Here is a 19,691-nt window from a genome sequence, read left to right as displayed (position 1 = left end):
CCGCGTCGACGGGTACTGCCGAGTCGCGTGCACGGTGCTCACAGCCACATCGGCGACCGCGCAAGGAGGGACGACATGAGCGAATGGACCACTGAATTCGCCCGGCAGGGTGGCAGTTTCGCGGGCAGCTCCGGCTCCTGACCACCGGCCGGTTGTGCGATGAACGGATTCGTACTGCAATTCTTCGACGGGTGGCGACCGGCAGCCTACGCGGCGCTCAAGGCCCTCGCGTTATTCGCCACCGCCGCAACTGCTTTCCGGCTCACGCAGCGGCGAACCATCGCCGAATTCACGCCGTTCGACTGGGTCACCGCCGTCGCGGTCGGCGCCATCGTGGGTCGAACCGCGACCGCCGCCGACACCTCATGGCTCACAGGGTCTGCAGCGCTGGTGGCCCTGATCGCCGCCCATGACCTCGTGGCGCGGCTGCGCTTCATCCCGTGGGTGCGCCGGCTCGTCGACCCGCCGGTCCGGGTGCTGATCCGCGACGGCGAGCTCAACGAGGCGAACCTGAGGCGTTGCCGGATTACCCGTGAAGACCTGGATGCGATCCTGCGTCAGCACGGGCACCGAACACCCGCCGACGTCGGCCTCGCGCTGTTCGAGACCAAGGGCGTGGTTTCCGTCTTCGACGAAGCCGACTGATCAGGCGGAGACTGGCTTCTTGGCCGGCGCAGAAACCTTCATCAGCTTCATCAGGTTGCCGCCCATGATCTTGGCGATGTCCGCCTCGTCGAAGTCGGTGAGCTCGTCAACGAAGGAGATGGGGTCCTTCAGGCCTTCGGGGTGCGGCCAGTCGGAGCCGAAAAGCACTCGGTCCGTGCCGACCATCTTGACGATCTCGGTGAACCGGTCCTCCCAGAACGGCGTGATGTAGACGCAGCGCTTGAACGCCTCGATGGGGTCCTCGCTGAACGACTGCGGCATCTTCTTGTAGACGCCCTTGAGGCCCTTGAAAAGGTCTGGCACCCAGTCGGCGCCGTTTTCGATCGACAGGATCCGCAGCTCCGGGTTGCGGGACAAAGCGCCGTGGCAGACCAGCGCACCCATCGCGTCCAGGATCGGGCGATGGCCCATCGCGAAGCTGCGGAAGGCGGTCGGTTTGAACGGCAGGAACTCGTCGCCTGGTTCCCACACGTTGGCGAACTCTGAGTAACCACTGTCCGAGGCGTGCATCGATACCGGAATCTCGGCTTTGATGCACGCCTGCCAGAACGGGTCGAATTCTTCGAGGCCGAACGACCGGCTGCCCTTATAGCCGGGCACCGGCGCCGGGCGGACCAGCACGGTGCGGGCGCCGCGCTCCAGGCACCATTCGAGTTCTTCGAGCGCCCGCTCGACGATGGGCAGGGTGATCACAGGGGTGGCGAAGATGCGGTCCTTGTAGTTGAACGACCACTGCTCATGCATCCACTGGTTCAGCGCGTGGATAACGTCGTGGGTCATCTCCGGGTCGTCCTTCATGCGCTCCTCGACCAGGCTGGCCAGGGTCGGGAACATCAGGGCGTAGTCGATGCCGAGTTCGTCCATCACCTCCAGCCGCGCGCCGGGTTCGCGGAAGGCGGGGATGGCCTTCATGGGCTCGCCCAGGATCTCGCGGTAGCTCTTGCCCTGCGCGCCGTTGCGGAAATAGTCCTCCTGGGCGCCGGGGCGTGCCACCACCTCGAAGGTGGGGTTGGGGATGTACTCGCTGATGTGCCCGCGCACCACGATCTTGGTCCGGCCGCGCACCTGCACGTAGTCGATGACGCGTTTGCGGTTCTCCGGCAGGAACTTGGTCAGCGCCTCCTGCGGCTCGTACATGTGGTTGTCCGCGTCGAACACGGGAAAGGAAAGTTCGCGAGACGGCATGGCGATCTCCTTGCGGAAGTACTCGGGTTCTCTATAGGTGGTAATGACGTTACCACTTCGGCCCCGTCGCGTGTAGCGCCCTATTCCGCTCCCGCTCGGTCGCCGGCGCTGGACGTCACGCCGGCGTGACGCTCGTCGTCGCCGGCTAGGCGTCCGGCCAGTTGGGAAGGTTCGGCGTCGCTCCGTTGATGACGGCGAAATTCACCGTCGCGGTCGCGGCGAGCTCGTCGTCGGCTTCGCCGTAGATGTCGACCTGCATCACCATCGCCCGCCGCCCGGACCGCAGCATCCGGGGCACCGCGACGGCCGAGCCCTGCCGGATCGGGCGCAGGTAACGGATGAAGAGGTCCGCCGTCGTCATCGTGGTGTCCGGCTGCAGGTAGTCCAGCCCGAACTGACCGCCCGCCACGTCGACGAGGGTCGCGATCAGGCCGCCCTGCAGCGCGCCGGAAGTGTTCACGACGGCCGGGCTGACCGGCATCGTCATCGCGAATTCGCCATCGTGGGTTCCCGGCCTCATGCCGATCTGGGCGAACAGTTCGCTTAACGACGGCGTGTTCGATTCTTCGTCGCCGTCCCGGATGCCCAGGGCGCGACTGCAGAAGTCATACAGTTGACCGACGTCGACCGGAGCTCCGTTCAATTCCGTTCCCAGCCAATGCAATCGCTGTGCCCCCATCACCGTCTGCATGACGATGGCGGCCGCCGCACCGACGTCCACTCCAGGGTTGAAGACGCCCTCGGTGATGCCCTGGCCCACGATGCCGCGAATGAGTCGATGCAGGGGTGAGAGCACCCGGGCGTAGTCGCGGGGACGGGTCTCGGCCAGATGTTGGTTGTAGAGGGTCAGCGCGCGATTGAGGCTGTCTTGGGTGCTCGATTCCGGTTGCTGGCTGATGCGGTCGATGACCAGCTTCAGTGCCGCGGTGCTGTCCAGCCCGTCGGTCTCCGTCCGCCAGGTTTGCACCGATTGGGCGATGGTCCGATCGAACAGCGCGAGCAGCAACTCGTCCTTGCTGCTGAAATGCTGGTAGAAGGCGCGCAGCGATGTTTTGGAGCGGGCGACGACTTCCTGCACGGTGAAGTCGGTGCGCCCGGTTTCGCCCAATATCTCGACAGCGGTCTTGATGAAGCGGTCACCGCGCGTCACTTCGACGTCGTCGCCAAGGTCGGTCATGAGCGATTCGTCCCCTTCCGCGGCGCGGTGCGCGCTATGAGAATGAGGTTACCGTGGGCTCACCGCGTATCCGAGAAACCGGAGATTCCGGGCGACACATGGTTGAGGGCCGCGGCGCCGGCGTGGCGCGTCGTGTCGACGGCTTTGCTGCCAGAATCTGCTCTACCAGCCAGGATTCAGGGTTTAGGCTGCTGGAATGGCAGCGAGCGTATCCGGAAAGGTTGCATTCGTCACCGGCGGCGCTTCCGGCATCGGCGCGGCATTGACCGCCGAGCTGGTCGCCGGGGGCGCCGAGGTTTGGATCGCCGATCGGCAGATCGGTCCCGCACGTGAGTTCGCAGAGCGCCTCAACAGCGGCGGGGGTAAGGCGCACGCGATCGAGCTCGATGTGCGCGACTACCCATCGTTTGAGCGCGCCGTCGCTGAGGCGGTGCAGCAGTCAGGGCGGATCGACTACCTGTTCAACAATGCCGGCATCGGAGTCGCCGGCGAGGTCGACAAGTACACGCTTGACGACTGGAACGACGTCTTCGATGTGAACCTGCGCGGTGTCGTGCACGGTATCCAAGCGGTGTATCCGATCATGATCCGGCAGCACTCCGGGCATATCGTCAACACGGCCTCCATGGCCGGTCTCATGACGACTGCGGGCCAGGCAAGCTACACCGCGACCAAACACGCCGTCGTCGCGCTGTCGAAATCGTTACGGCTGGAGGCCGAGCGCCACGGGGTGCAGGTCTCGGTGCTCTGCCCTGGCGTGATCCGGACCCCGATCCTTACCGGCGGCAAGTACGGACGCACCGATATGGCAGGGTTCAGCAACGAGGAAATCCTGAAAATGTGGGAGCGGATGCACCCCCTTGCGCCCGAGAAATTCGCCGAGCGCGCCCTTCGTGCCGTATTGCGCGGAGACGCGATCATCGTGGTGCCCGGGTGGTGGAAGGCGTTTTGGTACCTCGAGCGGCTTTCGCCGGCGTTGTCGATGCGAGCCGCAAAAACCATGCTCAAGCGCGCCCGGGAAATGGAGCGAGCCTCGGCGCCGTCGGCAGGTTGACAAAGCCGGCAACGGCTTTCGAGGTCGTGAGTGGTTAGGGTGTGGCTGGGGCAGAACTATGGCACGGTGAGCATGTGTTGAAAAAAGCGCTGACAGCCGCGGCAACCGTACTGGGCGGCGCCGGTACCGTTCTTGCGCCGCAGGTGTTCACGCCGATGGCCGCCGCCGATCAGGACAACTACGTGGCTTTCCTGTCCCCGTCGCGCAACATCAGCTGCGAAATTGATTACCAGCGCCGCGGCATCCCCGACGAAGCGTTCTGCTTCAGCATCTCCCCGCCGCAGTCGGTGACGATGGATGCCGCCGGCGTTCTATCCCGTTGCAGTGGTGAGGGCTGTCTGGCCAATCCGGCGGAGGGCACCCCGATCCTCGGTTACGGGCAGACGAAGGGAGCCGGCCCGTTCAGCTGCCGGTCGGAGACGGACGGCGTGACGTGCACTGTGACCTCGGGTCGCGGGTTCACGATATCCAACGCCGGGATCGCGACCGTGGGCTGACTTTCGGCCCTCAGCCGCCCCGCGCCTCGATCATCGCCGAACGATTGACCTTGGTCGCCGCGGTGCGGGGAATCGCGTCGACGAACTCGACGGTCTTGGGCGCCTTGTAGTGGGCGAGCCGGCTCTTGGCGTACTCGATCACCTGCTCCTCGGTGAGCGCCACGCCGTCGGCGAGCTGCACCACCGCGTGCACTCGGCGTCCCCATTGCGGGTCGGCGAGGCCGATGACGACGACGTCGGCGATCCCGGGGTGACCCGCCAATGCCGATTCCACTTCCGCCGGAAAGACATTCGCGCCGCCGGTGACGATCATGTCGACTCGGCGGTCGACGATATAGAGGTAGCCATCCTCGTCCAGGTAGCCGATATCGCCGGCGGAACGGAAGCCATCCTCGGTGGACGGCAGTGGCGCCGCGCCGCCCACATAGCGGGATCCCGCGCTCATCGGTGCACGCAGGTAGATCTCGCCGTGTTCACCAGGGCCAAGCTGTCTCGTTCCGGCGTCGAGAATCCGGATCTCGGTATCGCGGAAGCCGCGGCCGACACTACCCGGGTGGGCCAGCCACTCGTCACCGCGTAAGGCCGTGAGCCCGAGGTTTTCGGTCATGCCGTATGCCGACACGATCTGCTGCGGGCTCAGCAGTTCGAACCAGGTATGCATGAGCGACGGCGGCATCACGGCGGCGCCTTGCAGGATGAACACGATGCTGGACAGGTCCCGCTCCCGGACGTCCGGCCGGGCCGCGATGCGCGCCAGCATTGTCGGCGTGGCGGTGAAATTGGTGATCTTGAAACGTTCGATCACATCTAGAACCAGTGCGGCATCGAACTTTTCCAGCACCACCAAACGGTCGCCGGCCAGCAGGAAGAAGAAGGTGGCGAAGCCGTTGGTGTGATACATCGGCGCGGGCACCATGATGGTCTGCGGCTGAGCCACCGGCGTCCAGTTCGCCAGGAACGGCTCGCCGTGCTGTGGCGTCCACAGCGATGGCGCCAGGCTCAGGATCACCTTCGGCACGCCGGTCGAACCGCTGCTGCAGATGCCATTCACGTTGGGGGAGACGGCTTCGGGCAGCGCGCTGTCGGACTCGGCCGCCGCCCGCGCCTCGAGGCGCCACCGACTCGCCTCGTCCACGACGACCGCGGGGTTGATCACCTCGCGCACCCTGTCACGCTCCCACTCCGGCAGGTCCCAATGCATGGGAACCGGAACGGCGCCGATCTTCCAGCATCCCAGCGTGGCCAGCACCAGGTGGATCGAATTCGGGATTGCCAGCGCGACAAGGGAACCGGACTCGGCGCCGTGGGCGGCCAGCGCCCGGCCCCACTGGTTGGCGCGGGCGTCGAGTTCACCGAATGTCAGCGACTGCGCGGTGCCATCGAGGGCGACCACCGTCACCCCGATGTCGTCGCGACACTTTTCGGCGAGCTGTTGAAGTTTGGTTCCGAACGGGATTCCGTCCGCTAACGGGTTGGCTGCCACTTCGGTCGCGGCGGGCTCAGTCACGCCGATACCGGCCTGCTGAACAGTGTCTCGAAGGAGCCGTCCGGGACGCCCGGGATCAGCCGCAACGCGAGCGCCTCGGCGCTAAGGGGCAGCCGGATCAGCGGCTGGGTATGCCGGTCGAGCACGCTGACATCGGACTCATCGCAGAAGCCCAGTGCGCCGAGCAGTTGGTGCGAGGTCCGGAGCACCTGCCTTGCGGTGTCGGACGCCTTGAGCCGAAGGACGAGCGCGTCGGCCGAACGAACCTCTATCGGTAGCGATTCCGGACGGCAGACGGTGAATTTCGCCAATTCGTACAGTCCGCGCACCGCGACCGCGGCTTCCGCCACGGCGAACCGGACGGCCTGAAAATCCGCGAGTGGCTTACCGAACTGAACCCGGGCGCGCACATGATCGGTGACGATCTGCAGCGCCTGCTGCACCGATCCCAGAATCCGCCATGATCCCAGCACGAGGTGAAGGTTAACGTCGGCGGGCGGAACGGTTCCGTCGGGTTCGCCGAGGGATGCGGGCACCAGGAACGGGCCGAGCTTGGCGTTGGTCCGCGCAGCCGGCCGCGGGTGGTACCGGGTGCCGTCCAGGTCGGCGGCGATCCAGTCGCCGGGCAGGTCGCCATGGTCGATGCGCGGCGCGCAGGGATCGATCAGGGCAAGGCGGGCGCCGTCAATAGCCAGCAACTCCTCGACGAGGGGATAGGGCAGCACGGTCGCGCCGGCGGCGCGGCACAGCACGGCTGCGGCGAGCAGGTCGTCGGGCGCCGATCGGACATCGAGCTCGAACGCGCCAACCTCGCCGAGGGAACCCCGCGCCGCGTCCCGGATGCTGTCGTCGGTTTCGGCGCGCAACGCTGCCTGTGGCCCGCCCAGCCGGCCCAACCGCTTGGCGGCGACGGCAGCGAAGTCGCTGATGTCTTGTGGCAGATCAGTTTTCACCGGTGCTCTCCCAATACGTCCCGGGCCACCAACATCTTCTGCACTTCGATGGTGCCCGATGCCACGGTGGCGGCCTGTGCGTAACGCCAATGGTCTTCGATCGCCCCGTGCAGCGCGGCACTCGCGCCGCTGTCCAGCGCGACCGGGCCCAGCACGTCGAAAAGTAGCTCGGCGACCTGCTGGTCACACGTCGTGGTGGCGATGCGGGCTGCACTGGCCGCCGCGCCCGCCGCCGGGTCGTCCTGCAGCGACACGGCTCGGTAGGCCAGCAACCGGGCGACCCGTAGATCGACCAGCGCCCGCACCCACCGCGAGCGAAGCGATTCGGGCAGCCCGTCCCAGTCATCGCCGAGCTGGGTGCACATCCGGTCGAGCAACGATTCGCAGCGGGCGTAGCGGGCGATGCCCACGCGCTCGAATGCCAGCGCCTCGCGCATGACCCGCCAGCCGTCGCCGACCTCGCCGAGAACATCACCGGGGAACGCCTGCACGTCGTCGAGGAACATCTCGTTGAGGTGATGCGGCCCCAGCATCGACCCGATAGGCCGGACGGTGAAGCCGGGCCGGTCCATCGGAATCAGAAAGAGCGTGAGCCGCTTGGGCTTTGCGGCCTCGGGATCGGTGCAGGCCGCCAGCACACACCAGGACGCCATCAGCGCGTACGACGTCCACACCTTCTGTCCGGTGATGCGCCAGCCGTCCCCGTCCGGGACGGCGCGGGTACGCAACGAGGCGAGGTCGGTACCGGCCTCCGGCTCGGAAAAGCCCTGACACCAGATCACGTCGCCGGCGGCGATGGCAGCCAGGTGCTTGGCCTTCTGTTCGGCCGTTCCGTAGCGCATCAGGGCCGGGCCCACCCAATTGATTCCCATGTATTGGGGACCGCGTGGCTCGTGCTGGGCCCACATCTCCTCGCGCAGCACCGTCTGCTGCCACACCGAACCACCGCCGCCGCCATGCTCTTTCGGCCACGCCAGCGCCAGGAGGCCCTCGGCGGCCAGCAATTTGCAGAACGTCTCGGTGGTGGCGAGATCCTGCGGGTTCTCGGTGCAGGCGCCCAGGAAGTCGGCGGGGATGTGGTTGGACACCAGCTCGCGCAGGTGGTTTCGCAGTTGTGCGGCGTCGTCGCCGAGGTCGTAATCCATCGTCGTCATCCCTTCGGCAGCCCGAGCAACCGCTCGGCGATGATGTTGCGCTGGACCTCCGATGTTCCGCCGTAGATGGTCGCGGCCAGCGCGTCCTGGCGTTCGAAGAGCAGATCCGGGTCGGTGAGCGACTGCGTTCCCTCGGTAACGGCGGCGAGCTCCCAAACCCGTTGCAAAGTAATCGATCCCAGCAGCTTCATGGTGTCTGCTTCTGGACTCGGACATCCCGCCAATTCGTTGCCCAGGGCGCGGTATCCGGTGGCCCGCAACGCTTCGGCATCGGCCAGCAGCGAACCGAGCTCGGTGCAGATATCGGCGGTCGGCTGCGCCCTGCGTACCGACTCGAGTCCACGCTTGATCTCGACCCAGTTCATGATCCAGATCATCTGGCGTTCGTGGTGCAACGACGACAGCGCGACGTTCCACCCACCGTGCAGCGGGCCCAGCAGGTTTTCCATCGGAACTTCGACATCGTCGAGGAAGACCTCGCAGAATGTCTCGTCGGAGATCGACGCCATCCGGATGGGCTCGATCCGCACCCCCGGCGAATGCAGGTCGAGGATCAAGCAGGAAATGCCCCGGTGCTTCGGCGCCTCCGGATCGGTGCGGGCATACAGGGTGCACCAGCGCGACTCGTGGGCCTGGGTGGTCCAGATCTTGTGACCGTTGACCCGAAACACGTCTCCGTCGCGTTCGGCGCGTGTGCGCAGGCCGGCGAAATCGGATCCGGCTTCCGGTTCGGACATGCCCAGCGCCCACCATTCGTCACCGCGCAGCAGGGGAGCCAGGAGGCGGTCGATCTGGGCGGCGGTGCCGAATTGACGGATGCCGGGTGCGGCGACGTTGGGGCCCGCGATGTTGGGCAGCTTGGGCGCGGACCGCAGCGCCCCCTCGAGCCGGACCTCCATGGCATCGCGCAGACCCAGCGATCGGCCGCCGTGCTCGCGCGGCCAGGTCGGTTGTATCCATCCGGCCTCGAAGGCAGCCCGCTGGTAATCGCGCCGCAGCCCCAGATCCCAGCGATAATCGCGATAATTCTCGTAGTAGTCCTTCGGCAGAAACTCCGTCAGCCACGCCCCGAATTCGTCGACCACCGCGCTCATGCCGCGCCTCCAGCGAAACGGCGGCCGACCTCGTGATAGAGCGCGCGGCTGTCTCCCAGCATCGCGGCGGCCTGCCAGGCGTGGCGGACATAGAGGTGGGCGTCGTGCTCCCAGGTCTGCCCGAGCGCCCCGTGCACTTGCACCGCGGTTCTCGCACAATTGGCGGCCGCATCGCCGGCCGCCGCCTTGGCGAGCGCCGCTGTGGTCCAGGCGTCCGCGGGCGTCGTGGCCGGATCGCCGAGCCGGGCGGCCGCGGCGTAGGTGAGACTGCGGGCGCGCTCCAGGCCGACATAGTTGTCGGCGAGCGCGTGCTTGATCCCCTGGAACGCGCCGATCGGGGTGCCGAACTGGCGGCGAGTCTTCGCGTGCTCAACGGCGCGGTGCAAGGCTGCGCTCGCGGTGCCCACCAAGTCGGCTGCCGCAGCCACCAGCGGCGCCGTCAACGCGCTGTCGAGGTCGACGGGCGCAGCAGCCAACGGCTCCGCGTCGACCTCGACGTCCGCCAGCGGCTGCGCGGGATCGGTCGACTCGCCCGAGATCACCGCCACCCCGTCGCCGCAGCGCGCGACCACCACCACCGTGCCGTCGGGGCCACTGGCGCCACCGTCGGCGCGCGCCAGCGTGACGAGCAACTCGGAGCGGGTCAGGTTGGGGACCGCGACCGCGCGCCCGCGCAGGCGTCCCCCGCGCAGGGTCATCGGCACCACGGGCAGCCGAGATCCCCTGGCGTGCACGGCCAGGGTGGCGACGGCCCCGCCGGCGATGTCGTCGAGAACTGCGTCGAGGCCCGTGCCCCGCAACGCGCCGGCGGCCAGGCCGACACTGCTCAACAAGGGGATGGGCGCGATGGCGGCACCGCACTCCTCGAGCACTACCGCGAGCTCGACCGGTCCGTAGTCGCCGGTCCCGGGCGCGGCCAGTTCCGTCCAACCGAGATCGACGACTGTCTTCCATAGGGTGCGCCATCGCTCCGGATCCGTCATCGCTTGGCGCGCGGAGTCGGGCGGGCACTCGGTGCGTAGGACATCGCGCGCCGTGTCGCGCAGCGACAACTGCTCCGAATTCAGTCCGACATCCATAAGACCCCTAACATAATAAAAATAGTAAACTAGCGGCCTTGTGCGCAATCGCACCGGAACAAACGCATAGGTGGGCCATGGTCGAGTGGTATTTGTTCCTGCCGCAGGTGCGGCTGTCGGCGGCCGACCTCGTGGAGCGGGCACGTCACGCCGAGGCCAGCGGCTTCGACGGCATGGCATTCATCGATCACCTCGAGGCGCCCGGGCTGCCCGATGAAAGCATTTGGGAGGCAATGGGCATTGCGAGCTGGGTGGCGGCCAAGACGGAACGGCTGCGAATCGGCCATCTGGTCCTTTGTGACGCCTTCCGCCACCCCGCCGTGCTGGCCAAACAAGCCGTCACCCTGTCGGACGCGTCGGAGGGCAGGTTCGATTTGGGCCTCGGTGCGGGGTCCTGGCCCGCGGAGTTCACCCGATTCGATGTCGGCCGGCAGGACGCGGTGGCCCGGGTCGAGCAGCTCGGGCGGCACCTCGAGTTGATCAAGCAATACTGGGGTGACGATCCGGGCGGCGGCCCAGCTCCGCAGGCCCCGCCGAGGTCTCATCCGATCCCGCTGGTCCTGGGTGGCACCGGCCCTCGGATGATGGAACTCGTTCGCAGACACGCGGATTGGTGGAACCTGCCGGCGAACCACCTCGACAAGTTGCCCATCCTGGCCCCCGCCGCGGGGACGGCCCGGATGTCGGTCCAGCAGATGGTGGGGTTCGTACGATCAGGTACCGACCCCGATACGGTGCGCGAGGTAAGCACGCGGCGATTCGGCAACCTGGGCGCGGGGCTGGTCTGCGGGGATGCCGACGAGCTCATCGGCCACTTCACCGGGCTAGCGGCGCAGCGCGTCGAGCGGTTCTACGTGTGGTTCGCCGATTTCGCCGTGCCCGATTCGCTGCACGAGTTCGGTGAAACGGTGATTAAGGCGTTTCCGCCGCGGTAGCCGTCAACCCCGTTGCGCCGCGCGCCGCCGCGCTTCCGTGGGAACGACCGGCGGCCGGGCGAACGGTCCGCGCTGGACCGCGCTGAGCCGGATCTCCGGCAGGTCGACCGATGGGTCGACGGTGTCCAACCAGGCCACCGCGTCCGCCACATCGGAGACCTGGATGGCGTACATCTCGAAGGGAACATCGGAAAGCATCTCGGTTTCCACCGGGCCGGGGGTGACGATGTGGACGCTGATGCCGTCACGATCGACTTCGAGGGCCAAGGCCCGGGCGAACGCGTTCATGCCGGCTTTGGATGCCGAGTAGGCGGTCCGCGCCATCATCGGTTCGTGCGCCGCCGACGAGGAGATGAACACGAACCGCGAGCCCGCCCGCATCCTGGGCAGGGCTGCGGCGGTCACCACGAAGCACGAATCCAGATTGGCCGAGATGATGGTCCGCCACTGCTCGAACGTCTGCTTGCGCGCGTAGGTTCCGCCCAGCGTGCCGGCGGCGTGGACAACGAGGTCGATTCTCTCCAATGCGCTTGTCGCAGCCGCAAATCCGTCCGGGTCCGAGGCATCGGCCACGAGGTGGCGCGCGCCGATCTCCTCGGCCGCCGCGCGCAACGGGGCCTCGCGACGCGCCGCCAGCACCACGTCGTAACCCAACTGGGCCAACTTTCGACCACACCCTTTGCCGATCCCGCCGCTGCCGCCGGTGACCAATGCGGTTCTCACGGGCTGCCTCTCAGGTTTGACGGAAATCCCGCGTCCGCGACAGCGCCTGCGGCGACAGCGCGTGAATTCGTTGATCGTGCCGACCGGAGAGCACGTACGTCTGGGTGTCGGCGAGATGGCGACCCGCGATGCGGCGCGCCCGGTCGACGTCGCCCTCCGCGATGGTCTCGGTCAGCTTGACGTGCGTGCTGAGCACGGCGCGGCGCTGCGCCAATGAGGGATAGGTCCCCCTCGCCGCGCTCTCGTCTGCCCACTGTTGTTCGTGGCTGGTCCACAGCGTCTCCAAGCTGCCGACCACCGCGATGATGGTGTGGTTTCCGCAGCCGCGGACCACGAGATCGTGGAATTCACGGCCGATTTCGGTGAACAGCCCGCCGTCCTCGATGTTCTCGGCCATGGAGTCGTTGACCCGGTTGAGCTCCGGGACCAAGGTGTCCGCCCGGTCCGGGCGCCGGGCGGCCAGCGCGGCGCACGCGGGCTCGAGTTCCTGCAACGCCATGCCAAGGTCGGCGACCGCTACGGACTCGCTCTGCAGTAGCAGCCCGAGCATGTACGCTGCACTGGTCTTCGCAGGGGCATGGACGACGGCGCCACCACGGTTGCCCCGCCGCACCGAAACCAGGCCCTCGGTCTCCAGGATGCGAAGCGCTTCGCGCAGGGAAACCAGACTCACGTTGAACTGCTCGACGAGCACCTCTTGCCGCGGCAACAGATCGCCGTCGGCGAGGTCACCGTTGATGATCTGGCGGCGCAACTCGTCGGCTACGATTTCTGCGATCCGCGGCGCCGACAATCGGCGACGGGCGTCGCTCCCAATTCCCAAGGCGGTCATCCGATCCTCGATGCATAGCAACTCGCTGGCTTAGCTATTTTAGCAGTAATGGTATAAATAGCTTCTTCGATCGCGCGTCGATCGGGAGGGCGGGTGTAAGTGAGCGAGCGGTTCGACGGCCGGCCCACACCGCTGCACGACCTGCGTGTCGTCGAGATCAGTGATCGGATCGCCGGCAGTTACTGCGGAAAGCTGCTGGTCGATGCCGGGGCCCAAGTGTGCAAAATTGAACCGCCGCAAGGAGATTGGCTCCGACGATACTCCGCGACGGGCTCGCCGATGCCGGATGGGGAGAGCTCGCCGTTCTTCGCCTACCTCAATGCCGGTAAGCGCAGCGTGACTTATCCGCCCGATGCCGAGCGCTTCGCCGCCGAACTGTCCGCCGCGGACGTGGTGGTGGTCACCGCCGGCCGGGAGCAGGCCGCCGCGTTGGGCGTTGACCCGCAGCGGCTGCTGGCGGACTGTCCGCGCGCAATCATCGTCACGATCTCCGACTTCGGCTGGACCGGACCGTACGCCGACCGTGCCGCCAGCGAGTTCACCCTGCAGGCGTGGGCGGGCTCGCCCGGCTTCCGCGGCGATCCGGCGGGACCGCCCATCTCGATCGGCGGCGACTTGGGGGAGTACATGGGCGGCGTCTACGCCGCATTCGGCGCACTGGCCGTGCGCCGCCGCGTCGAGCGCGGTGGCCCCGGTGAGCACCTCGATCTCTCCATGCTCGAGGCGTTGACCGCGATGCAGAGCAGCGAATGGCTGCACTCCCAGCTGCTGCGGGTGCCACCCATCCGCCGCACGCTCGAAGTGCCATCGATCGAGCCCGCCAAGGACGGCTACGTTGGGATCACCATGGTCACCGGCCAGCAATGGCTCGACTTCGTCGCCATGGTCGAATGCCCGCAGCTCGAAGAGATCGAACAACTCCGCTTCCAGATCGGCCGGTGGGCCTACCGCGACCTGATCCGCGAACAGATCGGCCCGTGGCTGGCCGAACGCACCGTCGGGGAAATCGTCGAACTGGGCCAAATGTTCCGGTTGCCCATCGCCGCGCTTGGCAACGGCTCCACGATCCGGGAGATGGAATACGTCACCGAGCGCGGGGCATTCGTCGAAAACCCCGCCGGCTTTCACCAGCCCCGGCCTCCCTGGTTGATGTCGGCATGCGCTCCCACCCCGCCGCGGCCGACCCCCGCTCTCGGTGAGGCCAATGACGAAACCCTCTGGTCGCCAAGCGAATCCACGAGGAGCGCGACGCAGACAGGGCTGCCCCTGGCCGGTGTGCGCATCGTCGACCTGACCGCGTTCTGGGCGGGTCCCGCGGCCACCCATCTGCTGGCCGCGTTCGGCGCCGACGTCGTCAAGGTGGAGTCGATACAGCGACCGGACGGCATCCGATACTCGGGCGGCATGCGCACCGACGTCCACGATTGGTGGGAGTACGGCTGGGTCTTCCACGCCATGAACACCAACAAGCGTTCCGTCACACTGGATTTGGGTTCCGAAGACGGGCGCCGCCTGTTCACCGAGCTGGCCGCCGGCGCCGACGTGGTGATCGAGAACTTCTCCCCGCGGGTGATGGACCAGTTCGGCCTGACCGCCGACGTGCTGCTCAACGTCAACCCCAAGCTCGTCGTCGCCCGGATGCCCGCGTTCGGACTGGATGGGCCATGGCGGGATCGCGTCGGATTCGCTCCCACCATGGAGCAGCTCGCCGGCCTGGCCTGGGTGACCGGGCTGCCCGAGACCGCGCCGGTCACACCGCGCGGGGCTTGCGATCCGCTGGCCGGTGTGCACGCCGCGTTCGCCGTGCTGGCCGCGCTGGACTTCGCCGAACGCACCGGATCGGGACAGCAACTCGAGCTGCCGATGCTCGAGACGGTGCTCAACGCGACCGCGATACAGGCGATCGAATCCGAGGTCTTCGGGATAACGCTGACCCGGCGCGGCAACCGCGGTCACGGCGACTCGATCCAAAACATCTACCGGTGTGCGGGGGACGACGACTGGATAGCGGTCACCGTGCGCGACGACCGGCACTGGCGTGCCCTGGTCGAGGTGATGGATCGACCGGCGTGGTGCGACGAGGAGCTGTCCACCGTCGCCGGGCGGCGACGGCGGGGCGACGACGTCGATCGCCGGCTCGCGGACTGGTTCGCGCGCCAACCCCTCGACTCGACGGTGGAGCGATTGGCGGCCGCCAGCATCCCCGCCGCGCCGGTGGTGTCGCCGTCGTTGGTCGTCGAGAGTCCCCAACTGCGTCACCGGGGATTCTTGGAGACCCTCGACCACCCCAGCACCGGCGCGGGTCTCTATCCGTGCCCGCCGTTCGCCCGGCTGGCCGGCCAGGACAGATGGCTGCTGCGGCCACCGCCGCGGCTGGGCGAGCACAATGAAGAGATACTGCGCGAGCGGTGCGGGCTGACCGACGAAGAACTGACGCGCCTCGCAACCAGCGGGGTGATCGGGACCCGACCCAAGGGCCTGTAGAGAAGTGGAGGGCAACTGATGCGCGTGACAGTTGACGAAAACCTTTGTGAGGCCAACGGCTTCTGCGAATCGCTGGCACCGGATGTCTTCGAGCTGGGGGACGAGGACGTGGTGCAGATCGCGGACGGGCCCGTGCCCCCGCGTCTGGAGATCGACGTGCGCGCCGCGGTGGACCAGTGCCCCAAGGCCGCGCTGCGGCTGATCGACTGAGGGATCGGCGACTAGTCAGGTCGACCGTCCGGCCAGCGAGATCGGCATTTCGTCGTAGATCGACATGTTCGTGGTCAGGTTCGGGTAAGCCACTTTCGCCGGGCCGAGGGCGATGTCGTCGCAACGCAGCAAGAGTTCGTCGAACACCGCCCGCAGTTCCGCGCGCGCGAGCATGGCGCCCAGGCAGTGATGGGGTCCGCCGCCGCCGAAGGCCACCTGAGGGTTCGGCTGACGACCGATGTCGAAGGTGAACGGTGATTCGAAGACCTCCTCGTCGCGGTTGGCCGAACGCAGCATCGACACCACCCGCTCGCCCTTCGCTATGCGCTGGCCGTCCATCTCGACGTCGACCTTCGCGGTGCGCGTCCAGTACGCGACCGGTGACGCCCAGCGCAACACTTCCTCGATGGCGCTGGGTCGCAGCGCTTCCTGCTCGCGATAGCGCTCGATCTGCTCCGGGTTCGCCACAAACGCCTGTAGCCCGATGGCCAGTGCATTCTTGGTGGTGTCGCTGCCGGCGAACGCCAGCACGAAGAAGAAGAATTCGAGTTCGTGAGGTGGCAAGCTGAAGTGATCACCGTCTTCGCCGGTGATCACCGCGGTGGCCAACGTGCTCCAGATGTCGTCGGTGGGATTGCGTCGCTTCTCCGCGGTGAGGTCCATCGCGTACCCGAAGATGTTGGCGTAGAGGTCGGTTTCGTCCTGCCGGCTCAGCTGCACCTCCGGTGAGTTGGCCTTCAATATCCGGTCCAGGCCGTCGAAGATGCGGGGCCGGTCGTCTTCCGGTATGCCGATGATGTCGCCGATGACCGTCATCGGCAGGGCGTCCGCGACGTCCTCGATCCAATCGCCGCCGCCCTCGACCAGCAGGCGGTCGATCATGCGCGCGGCCCTCGCCCGGATGCCGTCCTCGAGCTTGGCGATCGCCCGCGGATTGAACGCGTTCGAGATCAGCTTGCGGCGCTTGTTGAGCCCGGGCGGGTCCATGTTGATGATGGTGGGGTACGACGAGAACATCCCGACCGGCTGGATGAGCGGGCCGTCGACCGCGGTGAAGGACTCGACATCGCGATGCAGCCGGACCGCATGCCGGTGTTTGGTGGTCACCCAGAACTGGCGCTGGACCGTCCTGGCGACACCGGGGGTCAGGTCGTGGCGGAAAATCGGTCGGCTGCGCCGCAACTCCGTGAACAATTCGTCAGGAAATCCGTTGCGCCACAGGGCGAAATCGGAAAGATCCACTGACCCAGCCGTCATCTGAAACTCCGCTCTGCCCGGGCGCATCTGGTGCCGCGTTGACGTTCAATGCTTAAAATAGTAAAAATAGACCTTGTCGTCGAACCGCGGTGAGTGAAGGGCGGCCAAGTTGCGCTCGACTCGCCTTGGTCTGGGCGGGATATGGAGAGTTCGTGACGCACACAATTTCTGACCCCGCGTCGGATGCGGCCGGGGATCCCTCGGAACGCGAGTTCGGACAGGCGGGCATCGCGCTGTCGACCTATCGGTTCCCGACGGGTTGGTTCATCGTCGCCTTCAGCTCCGACCTGACCACCGGTCAGGTCAAGCGCGCCCACTACTTCGGTGAGGAACTCGTCATCTTCCGCACCGAGTCCGGCCAGGTGCACGTGATGGACGCCTACTGTCAGCACCTCGGCGCCAACCTCGGCGTCGGCGGCACCGTGGAAGGCGAGAACATCGTCTGTCCGTGGCATGGCTGGCGCTGGCGTGGTGACGGCAGCAACGCGCTGATCCCGTACAGCAAGATCGGGTGCAAGAACAACGTCCGCATCCGCACATACCCGAGCATGGAGTGGTACGGCTTCGTGCTGGTGTGGCACGAGCGGCACGGGCGGGCGCCGTACTGGCAGCCTCCGGTGCTGCCTGAACTGGAAACGAACGAGTACTACCCACTGCACCCGCACACGCAGATGATCAACCGGGTCAAGGTGCACCCGCAGATGATCATCGAGAACGCCGCCGATCCGTATCACGTGCAATACGTGCACAAGGCCGCCAATCCGGCCACCACCGCGTCGTTCGAAGTGTCCGGTTACCACTTGCACGCGACCGTCAACGCCCACTTCGGCGGCGGCCGCGCCTCTACCTGGCTGACCCCCAATGGGCCGGTCGACGCCAAGATCATCTACGACAACTACTCGCTGGGGCTGGGGGTGGTCCGCTTCCCCAGCGAGCTGGTGGCCACGGTTCAGGTGACCGGGCAGACGCCGGTCGACGAGGACTACACCGATTACTTCTACACGCAGGCGTCCGTCCGCGAGCCCGGCGACACCGGGGACGCGCCGACCGGTCGCGCGGCCAAATTCCTGGCGCTGCAGCAAGAGGTCATCAAGCAGGACTTCTTCACGTGGGAGAACATGAAGTACCTGGAGAAGCCGAACCTGGCTCCCGAAGAGGCGCATGACTATGCCGCGCTTCGCCGCTGGGCGCACCGTTTCTACCCGGGCACGCAGCCTTCGCCGTCCGACTTCGGGTACACGGCCGACGGTGAGCCCGACCCGGCGGCCGCGAAAGCCTGATCGGCCGTCCGATGAGCCCCGACCGGAGCGGACCTCTCGGGCCCGCCGACTTCGGCGTCGAAAGTTTCACGGTCCCAGCCGTGCTCGATCGGCGGGCCGAGCAACATCCCGACCGGGTGATGATGTCGATCGCCGGCGTCGACGTGACCTTCGAGCAGATGCGGCAGCGCTCCTGCGCCGCCGCCAACGTGCTCGCGGACTTGGGCGTCGGCCGCGGCGATTGCGTGGCGTTGTTCACCGCAACCTGCCCGGAGTGGGTCTACTTCTGGTTGGGTGCGGCGCGTACCGGCGCGGTGAGCGCCGCCGTCAATGCCGCGAACAAAGGGGATTTCCTGCTACACGCCCTGCGGCTGTCGCAGGCCAAGGTGATCCTGACCGATGCCGAGCGCGGGCCCCGGGTGGACGAGGTTGCCGGGGCGTTGAAGACCGCCCCGACCGTTGTGCTGCAGGGTGATTCACTTGCCGACGAGTTGAGCCGAGGTGGCTCCCGTGCGGTCGCAGACGTCGGCGTGGCGGTGGAGGACGTGGGCTGTCTCTTCTACACGTCGGGCACCACCGGGTCGTCGAAAGCGGTTGCTACGACCTGGCATTACCTGTTCACGGTGGCCGCGACGGTCGCTTCGGCGTGGGAATTGCGCGCGGGGGAGGTGCTGTGGACGGCGATGCCGCTGTTTCACTTGAGCGCGGCACCCAGCGTGCTCGCCCCGATGCTGCTCGGCGCGACGACTGTGCTGGCACAAGCGTTTCACCCCGCCCGGGTGTGGGAGGACATACGCGCCCGCGGTGCCGTCGGCTTCGCCGGCGCCGGCGCGATGGTGTCGATGTTGCACAACCTGCCGGCGGATCCGCGTGACGCCGACTTGCCGCTGCGATTCATCTCGGCGGCTCCGATCGACGCCAAGGCTTATCGCGACATCGAAAAGCGTTACGGCTGCCGCATTGTCACGATGTACGGGATGACCGAGGCGTTTCCGATCGCCGTAAAGACCCTGGCCGACGAAGGGGTGCCGGGAACTTCGGGCCGGCCGAACCCGAATTTCGACGTGCGGATCGTCGACGAGGGCGGCGATCCGCTACCCGCAGGCGCGGTCGGGGAAATCGCCTGCCGGCCCCGGTATCCCCACGTGATGAGCGAAGGCTATGTCGCGCAAGGCATGCGGGTCATTCCGCACCCGGAATGGTTTCGCACCGGCGACGTCGGCCTGCTCACCGCGGAGGGAAACCTCACGTTCGTCGACCGCAGGAAGGATTCGCTTCGCCGGCGCGGTGAAAACGTGTCCTCGGTCGAGGTGGAAACCGTGGTCGCGAGCCATCCCGCCGTCGCGGAAGCCGCCGCGATCGGGGTGCCCAGCGCGTTGGGCGAAGACGACATTCTGGTGATCGTGACGTTGCGACCGGGGGCGACAGTGGATTACGCCGAGCTGCTCGATTTCTGCTCGGCCCGGATGCCGTACTTCTGCGTGCCCCGATACGTGGAGACCGTCAGCGAACTCCCGAAGACGGTCATCGGGCGGATACGCAAGGACTTGTTGCGCGAGCGGGGGGTGACTCGGGAGGCGTGGGATCGTGAAGCTCAGGGCTATATCGTTAGCCGGTAAGTTACGTTAATGTTACGTATTAGTCGG

General features: G+C 66.8%; 18 protein-coding genes. 8 read left to right on the top strand and 10 right to left on the bottom strand.

Going from position 1 to position 19,691, the window contains the following annotated elements; genetic code table 11:
• Positions 1–159 precede the first annotated feature (159 nt).
• A complete protein-coding gene (locus tag A5709_RS00525) occupies positions 160–645 on the top strand; it encodes a DUF421 domain-containing protein (RefSeq protein WP_068008333.1) in 486 nt (161 codons plus the stop codon).
• Here the strand turns inward: A5709_RS00525 and A5709_RS00520 are convergent, their stop codons facing one another.
• Both A5709_RS00520 and A5709_RS00515 read right to left on the bottom strand, forming a co-directional pair.
• Positions 646–1,851, bottom strand: coding sequence for an amidohydrolase family protein (locus A5709_RS00520; protein WP_067947131.1), 1,206 nt, complete (start codon positions 1,849–1,851; stop codon positions 646–648).
• 145 nt (positions 1,852–1,996) lie between these two features.
• Entirely contained in the window at positions 1,997–3,028 is a 1,032-nt protein-coding gene (locus tag A5709_RS00515) for a hotdog fold thioesterase (RefSeq protein ID WP_067947129.1), read from the bottom strand.
• A gap of 196 nt (positions 3,029–3,224) precedes the next feature.
• Between A5709_RS00515 and A5709_RS00510 the strand changes: the two genes are divergently transcribed.
• Both A5709_RS00510 and A5709_RS00505 read left to right on the top strand, forming a co-directional pair.
• Positions 3,225–4,082: an SDR family oxidoreductase gene (locus A5709_RS00510; protein WP_067947127.1), complete on the top strand. Its 858-nt coding sequence runs from the start codon at positions 3,225–3,227 to the stop codon at positions 4,080–4,082.
• A 74-nt stretch (positions 4,083–4,156) separates the two neighbouring features.
• Entirely contained in the window at positions 4,157–4,579 is a 423-nt protein-coding gene (locus tag A5709_RS00505; RefSeq protein WP_231971972.1) for a hypothetical protein, read from the top strand.
• A 10-nt stretch (positions 4,580–4,589) separates the two neighbouring features.
• Here A5709_RS00505 and A5709_RS00500 read toward each other — a convergent pair whose 3' ends face one another.
• Genes A5709_RS00500 through A5709_RS00480 form a run of 5 tightly spaced genes read right to left on the bottom strand, consistent with a single transcriptional unit; the run spans position 4,590 to position 10,345 of the window.
• A complete protein-coding gene (locus tag A5709_RS00500; protein WP_068117208.1) occupies positions 4,590–6,086 on the bottom strand; it encodes a class I adenylate-forming enzyme family protein in 1,497 nt (498 codons plus the stop codon).
• Complete coding sequence (locus tag A5709_RS00495; RefSeq protein ID WP_068117205.1) at positions 6,083–7,018, bottom strand: acyl-CoA dehydrogenase family protein; 936 nt, start codon at positions 7,016–7,018, stop codon at positions 6,083–6,085. Before A5709_RS00495 ends, A5709_RS00500 begins: the two co-directional genes overlap by 4 nt.
• Complete coding sequence (locus A5709_RS00490) at positions 7,015–8,172, bottom strand: acyl-CoA dehydrogenase family protein (protein ID WP_197520049.1); 1,158 nt, start codon at positions 8,170–8,172, stop codon at positions 7,015–7,017. Before A5709_RS00490 ends, A5709_RS00495 begins: the two co-directional genes overlap by 4 nt.
• A complete protein-coding gene (locus A5709_RS00485; protein ID WP_068117202.1) occupies positions 8,169–9,266 on the bottom strand; it encodes an acyl-CoA dehydrogenase family protein in 1,098 nt (365 codons plus the stop codon). Before A5709_RS00485 ends, A5709_RS00490 begins: the two co-directional genes overlap by 4 nt.
• Positions 9,263–10,345 carry an acyl-CoA dehydrogenase family protein gene (locus A5709_RS00480; protein WP_068117198.1) on the bottom strand — a complete coding sequence of 361 codons (1,083 nt, stop codon included), beginning with the start codon at positions 10,343–10,345 and terminating at the stop codon, positions 9,263–9,265. The genes A5709_RS00485 and A5709_RS00480 overlap by 4 nt, the downstream gene beginning before the upstream one ends.
• Before the next feature lie 77 nt (positions 10,346–10,422).
• Here A5709_RS00480 and A5709_RS00475 point away from each other — a divergent pair, with 77 nt between their 5' ends.
• Entirely contained in the window at positions 10,423–11,280 is an 858-nt protein-coding gene (locus A5709_RS00475) for an LLM class flavin-dependent oxidoreductase (RefSeq protein WP_068117195.1), read from the top strand.
• A 3-nt stretch (positions 11,281–11,283) separates the two neighbouring features.
• On the opposite strand, the gene A5709_RS00470 is transcribed toward A5709_RS00475, so the two are convergent.
• Both A5709_RS00470 and A5709_RS00465 read right to left on the bottom strand, forming a co-directional pair.
• Entirely contained in the window at positions 11,284–12,003 is a 720-nt protein-coding gene (locus A5709_RS00470) for an SDR family oxidoreductase (RefSeq protein ID WP_068117192.1), read from the bottom strand.
• 10 nt (positions 12,004–12,013) lie between these two features.
• On the bottom strand, positions 12,014–12,835 hold the full coding sequence (locus A5709_RS00465; RefSeq protein WP_066958635.1) for a FadR/GntR family transcriptional regulator: 822 nt from the start codon (positions 12,833–12,835) through the stop codon (positions 12,014–12,016).
• Positions 12,836–12,934: 99 nt separating this feature from the next.
• On the opposite strand from A5709_RS00465, the gene A5709_RS00460 reads away from it, so the two are divergent.
• The gene (locus A5709_RS00460; protein ID WP_068117189.1) at positions 12,935–15,319 is read left to right on the top strand and encodes a CoA transferase; all 2,385 of its coding nucleotides are present in this window, start codon (positions 12,935–12,937) and stop codon (positions 15,317–15,319) included.
• Positions 15,320–15,337: 18 nt separating this feature from the next.
• Positions 15,338–15,529 (top strand): ferredoxin, encoded by a 192-nt coding sequence (locus A5709_RS00455; protein WP_067947112.1) that lies wholly within the window; start codon positions 15,338–15,340, stop codon positions 15,527–15,529.
• A gap of 15 nt (positions 15,530–15,544) precedes the next feature.
• Here the strand turns inward: A5709_RS00455 and A5709_RS00450 are convergent, their stop codons facing one another.
• Positions 15,545–16,786 carry a cytochrome P450 gene (locus tag A5709_RS00450; protein ID WP_067947176.1) on the bottom strand — a complete coding sequence of 414 codons (1,242 nt, stop codon included), beginning with the start codon at positions 16,784–16,786 and terminating at the stop codon, positions 15,545–15,547.
• Between the two features lie 152 nt (positions 16,787–16,938).
• Between A5709_RS00450 and A5709_RS00445 the strand changes: the two genes are divergently transcribed.
• Complete coding sequence (locus A5709_RS00445) at positions 16,939–18,066, top strand: aromatic ring-hydroxylating dioxygenase subunit alpha (protein ID WP_156673154.1); 1,128 nt, start codon at positions 16,939–16,941, stop codon at positions 18,064–18,066.
• Between the two features lie 11 nt (positions 18,067–18,077).
• Complete coding sequence (locus A5709_RS00440) at positions 18,078–19,664, top strand: AMP-binding protein (RefSeq protein ID WP_068117186.1); 1,587 nt, start codon at positions 18,078–18,080, stop codon at positions 19,662–19,664.
• The last annotated feature ends 27 nt before the right edge of the window (positions 19,665–19,691 follow it).

The organism is Mycobacterium sp. E1386, from assembly GCF_001672745.1.
Classification (GTDB): Bacteria; Actinomycetota; Actinomycetes; order Mycobacteriales; family Mycobacteriaceae; genus Mycobacterium.
Note: the sequence above shows the minus strand (reverse complement) of the source record. Positions and strands in the feature narration are given on the sequence as shown.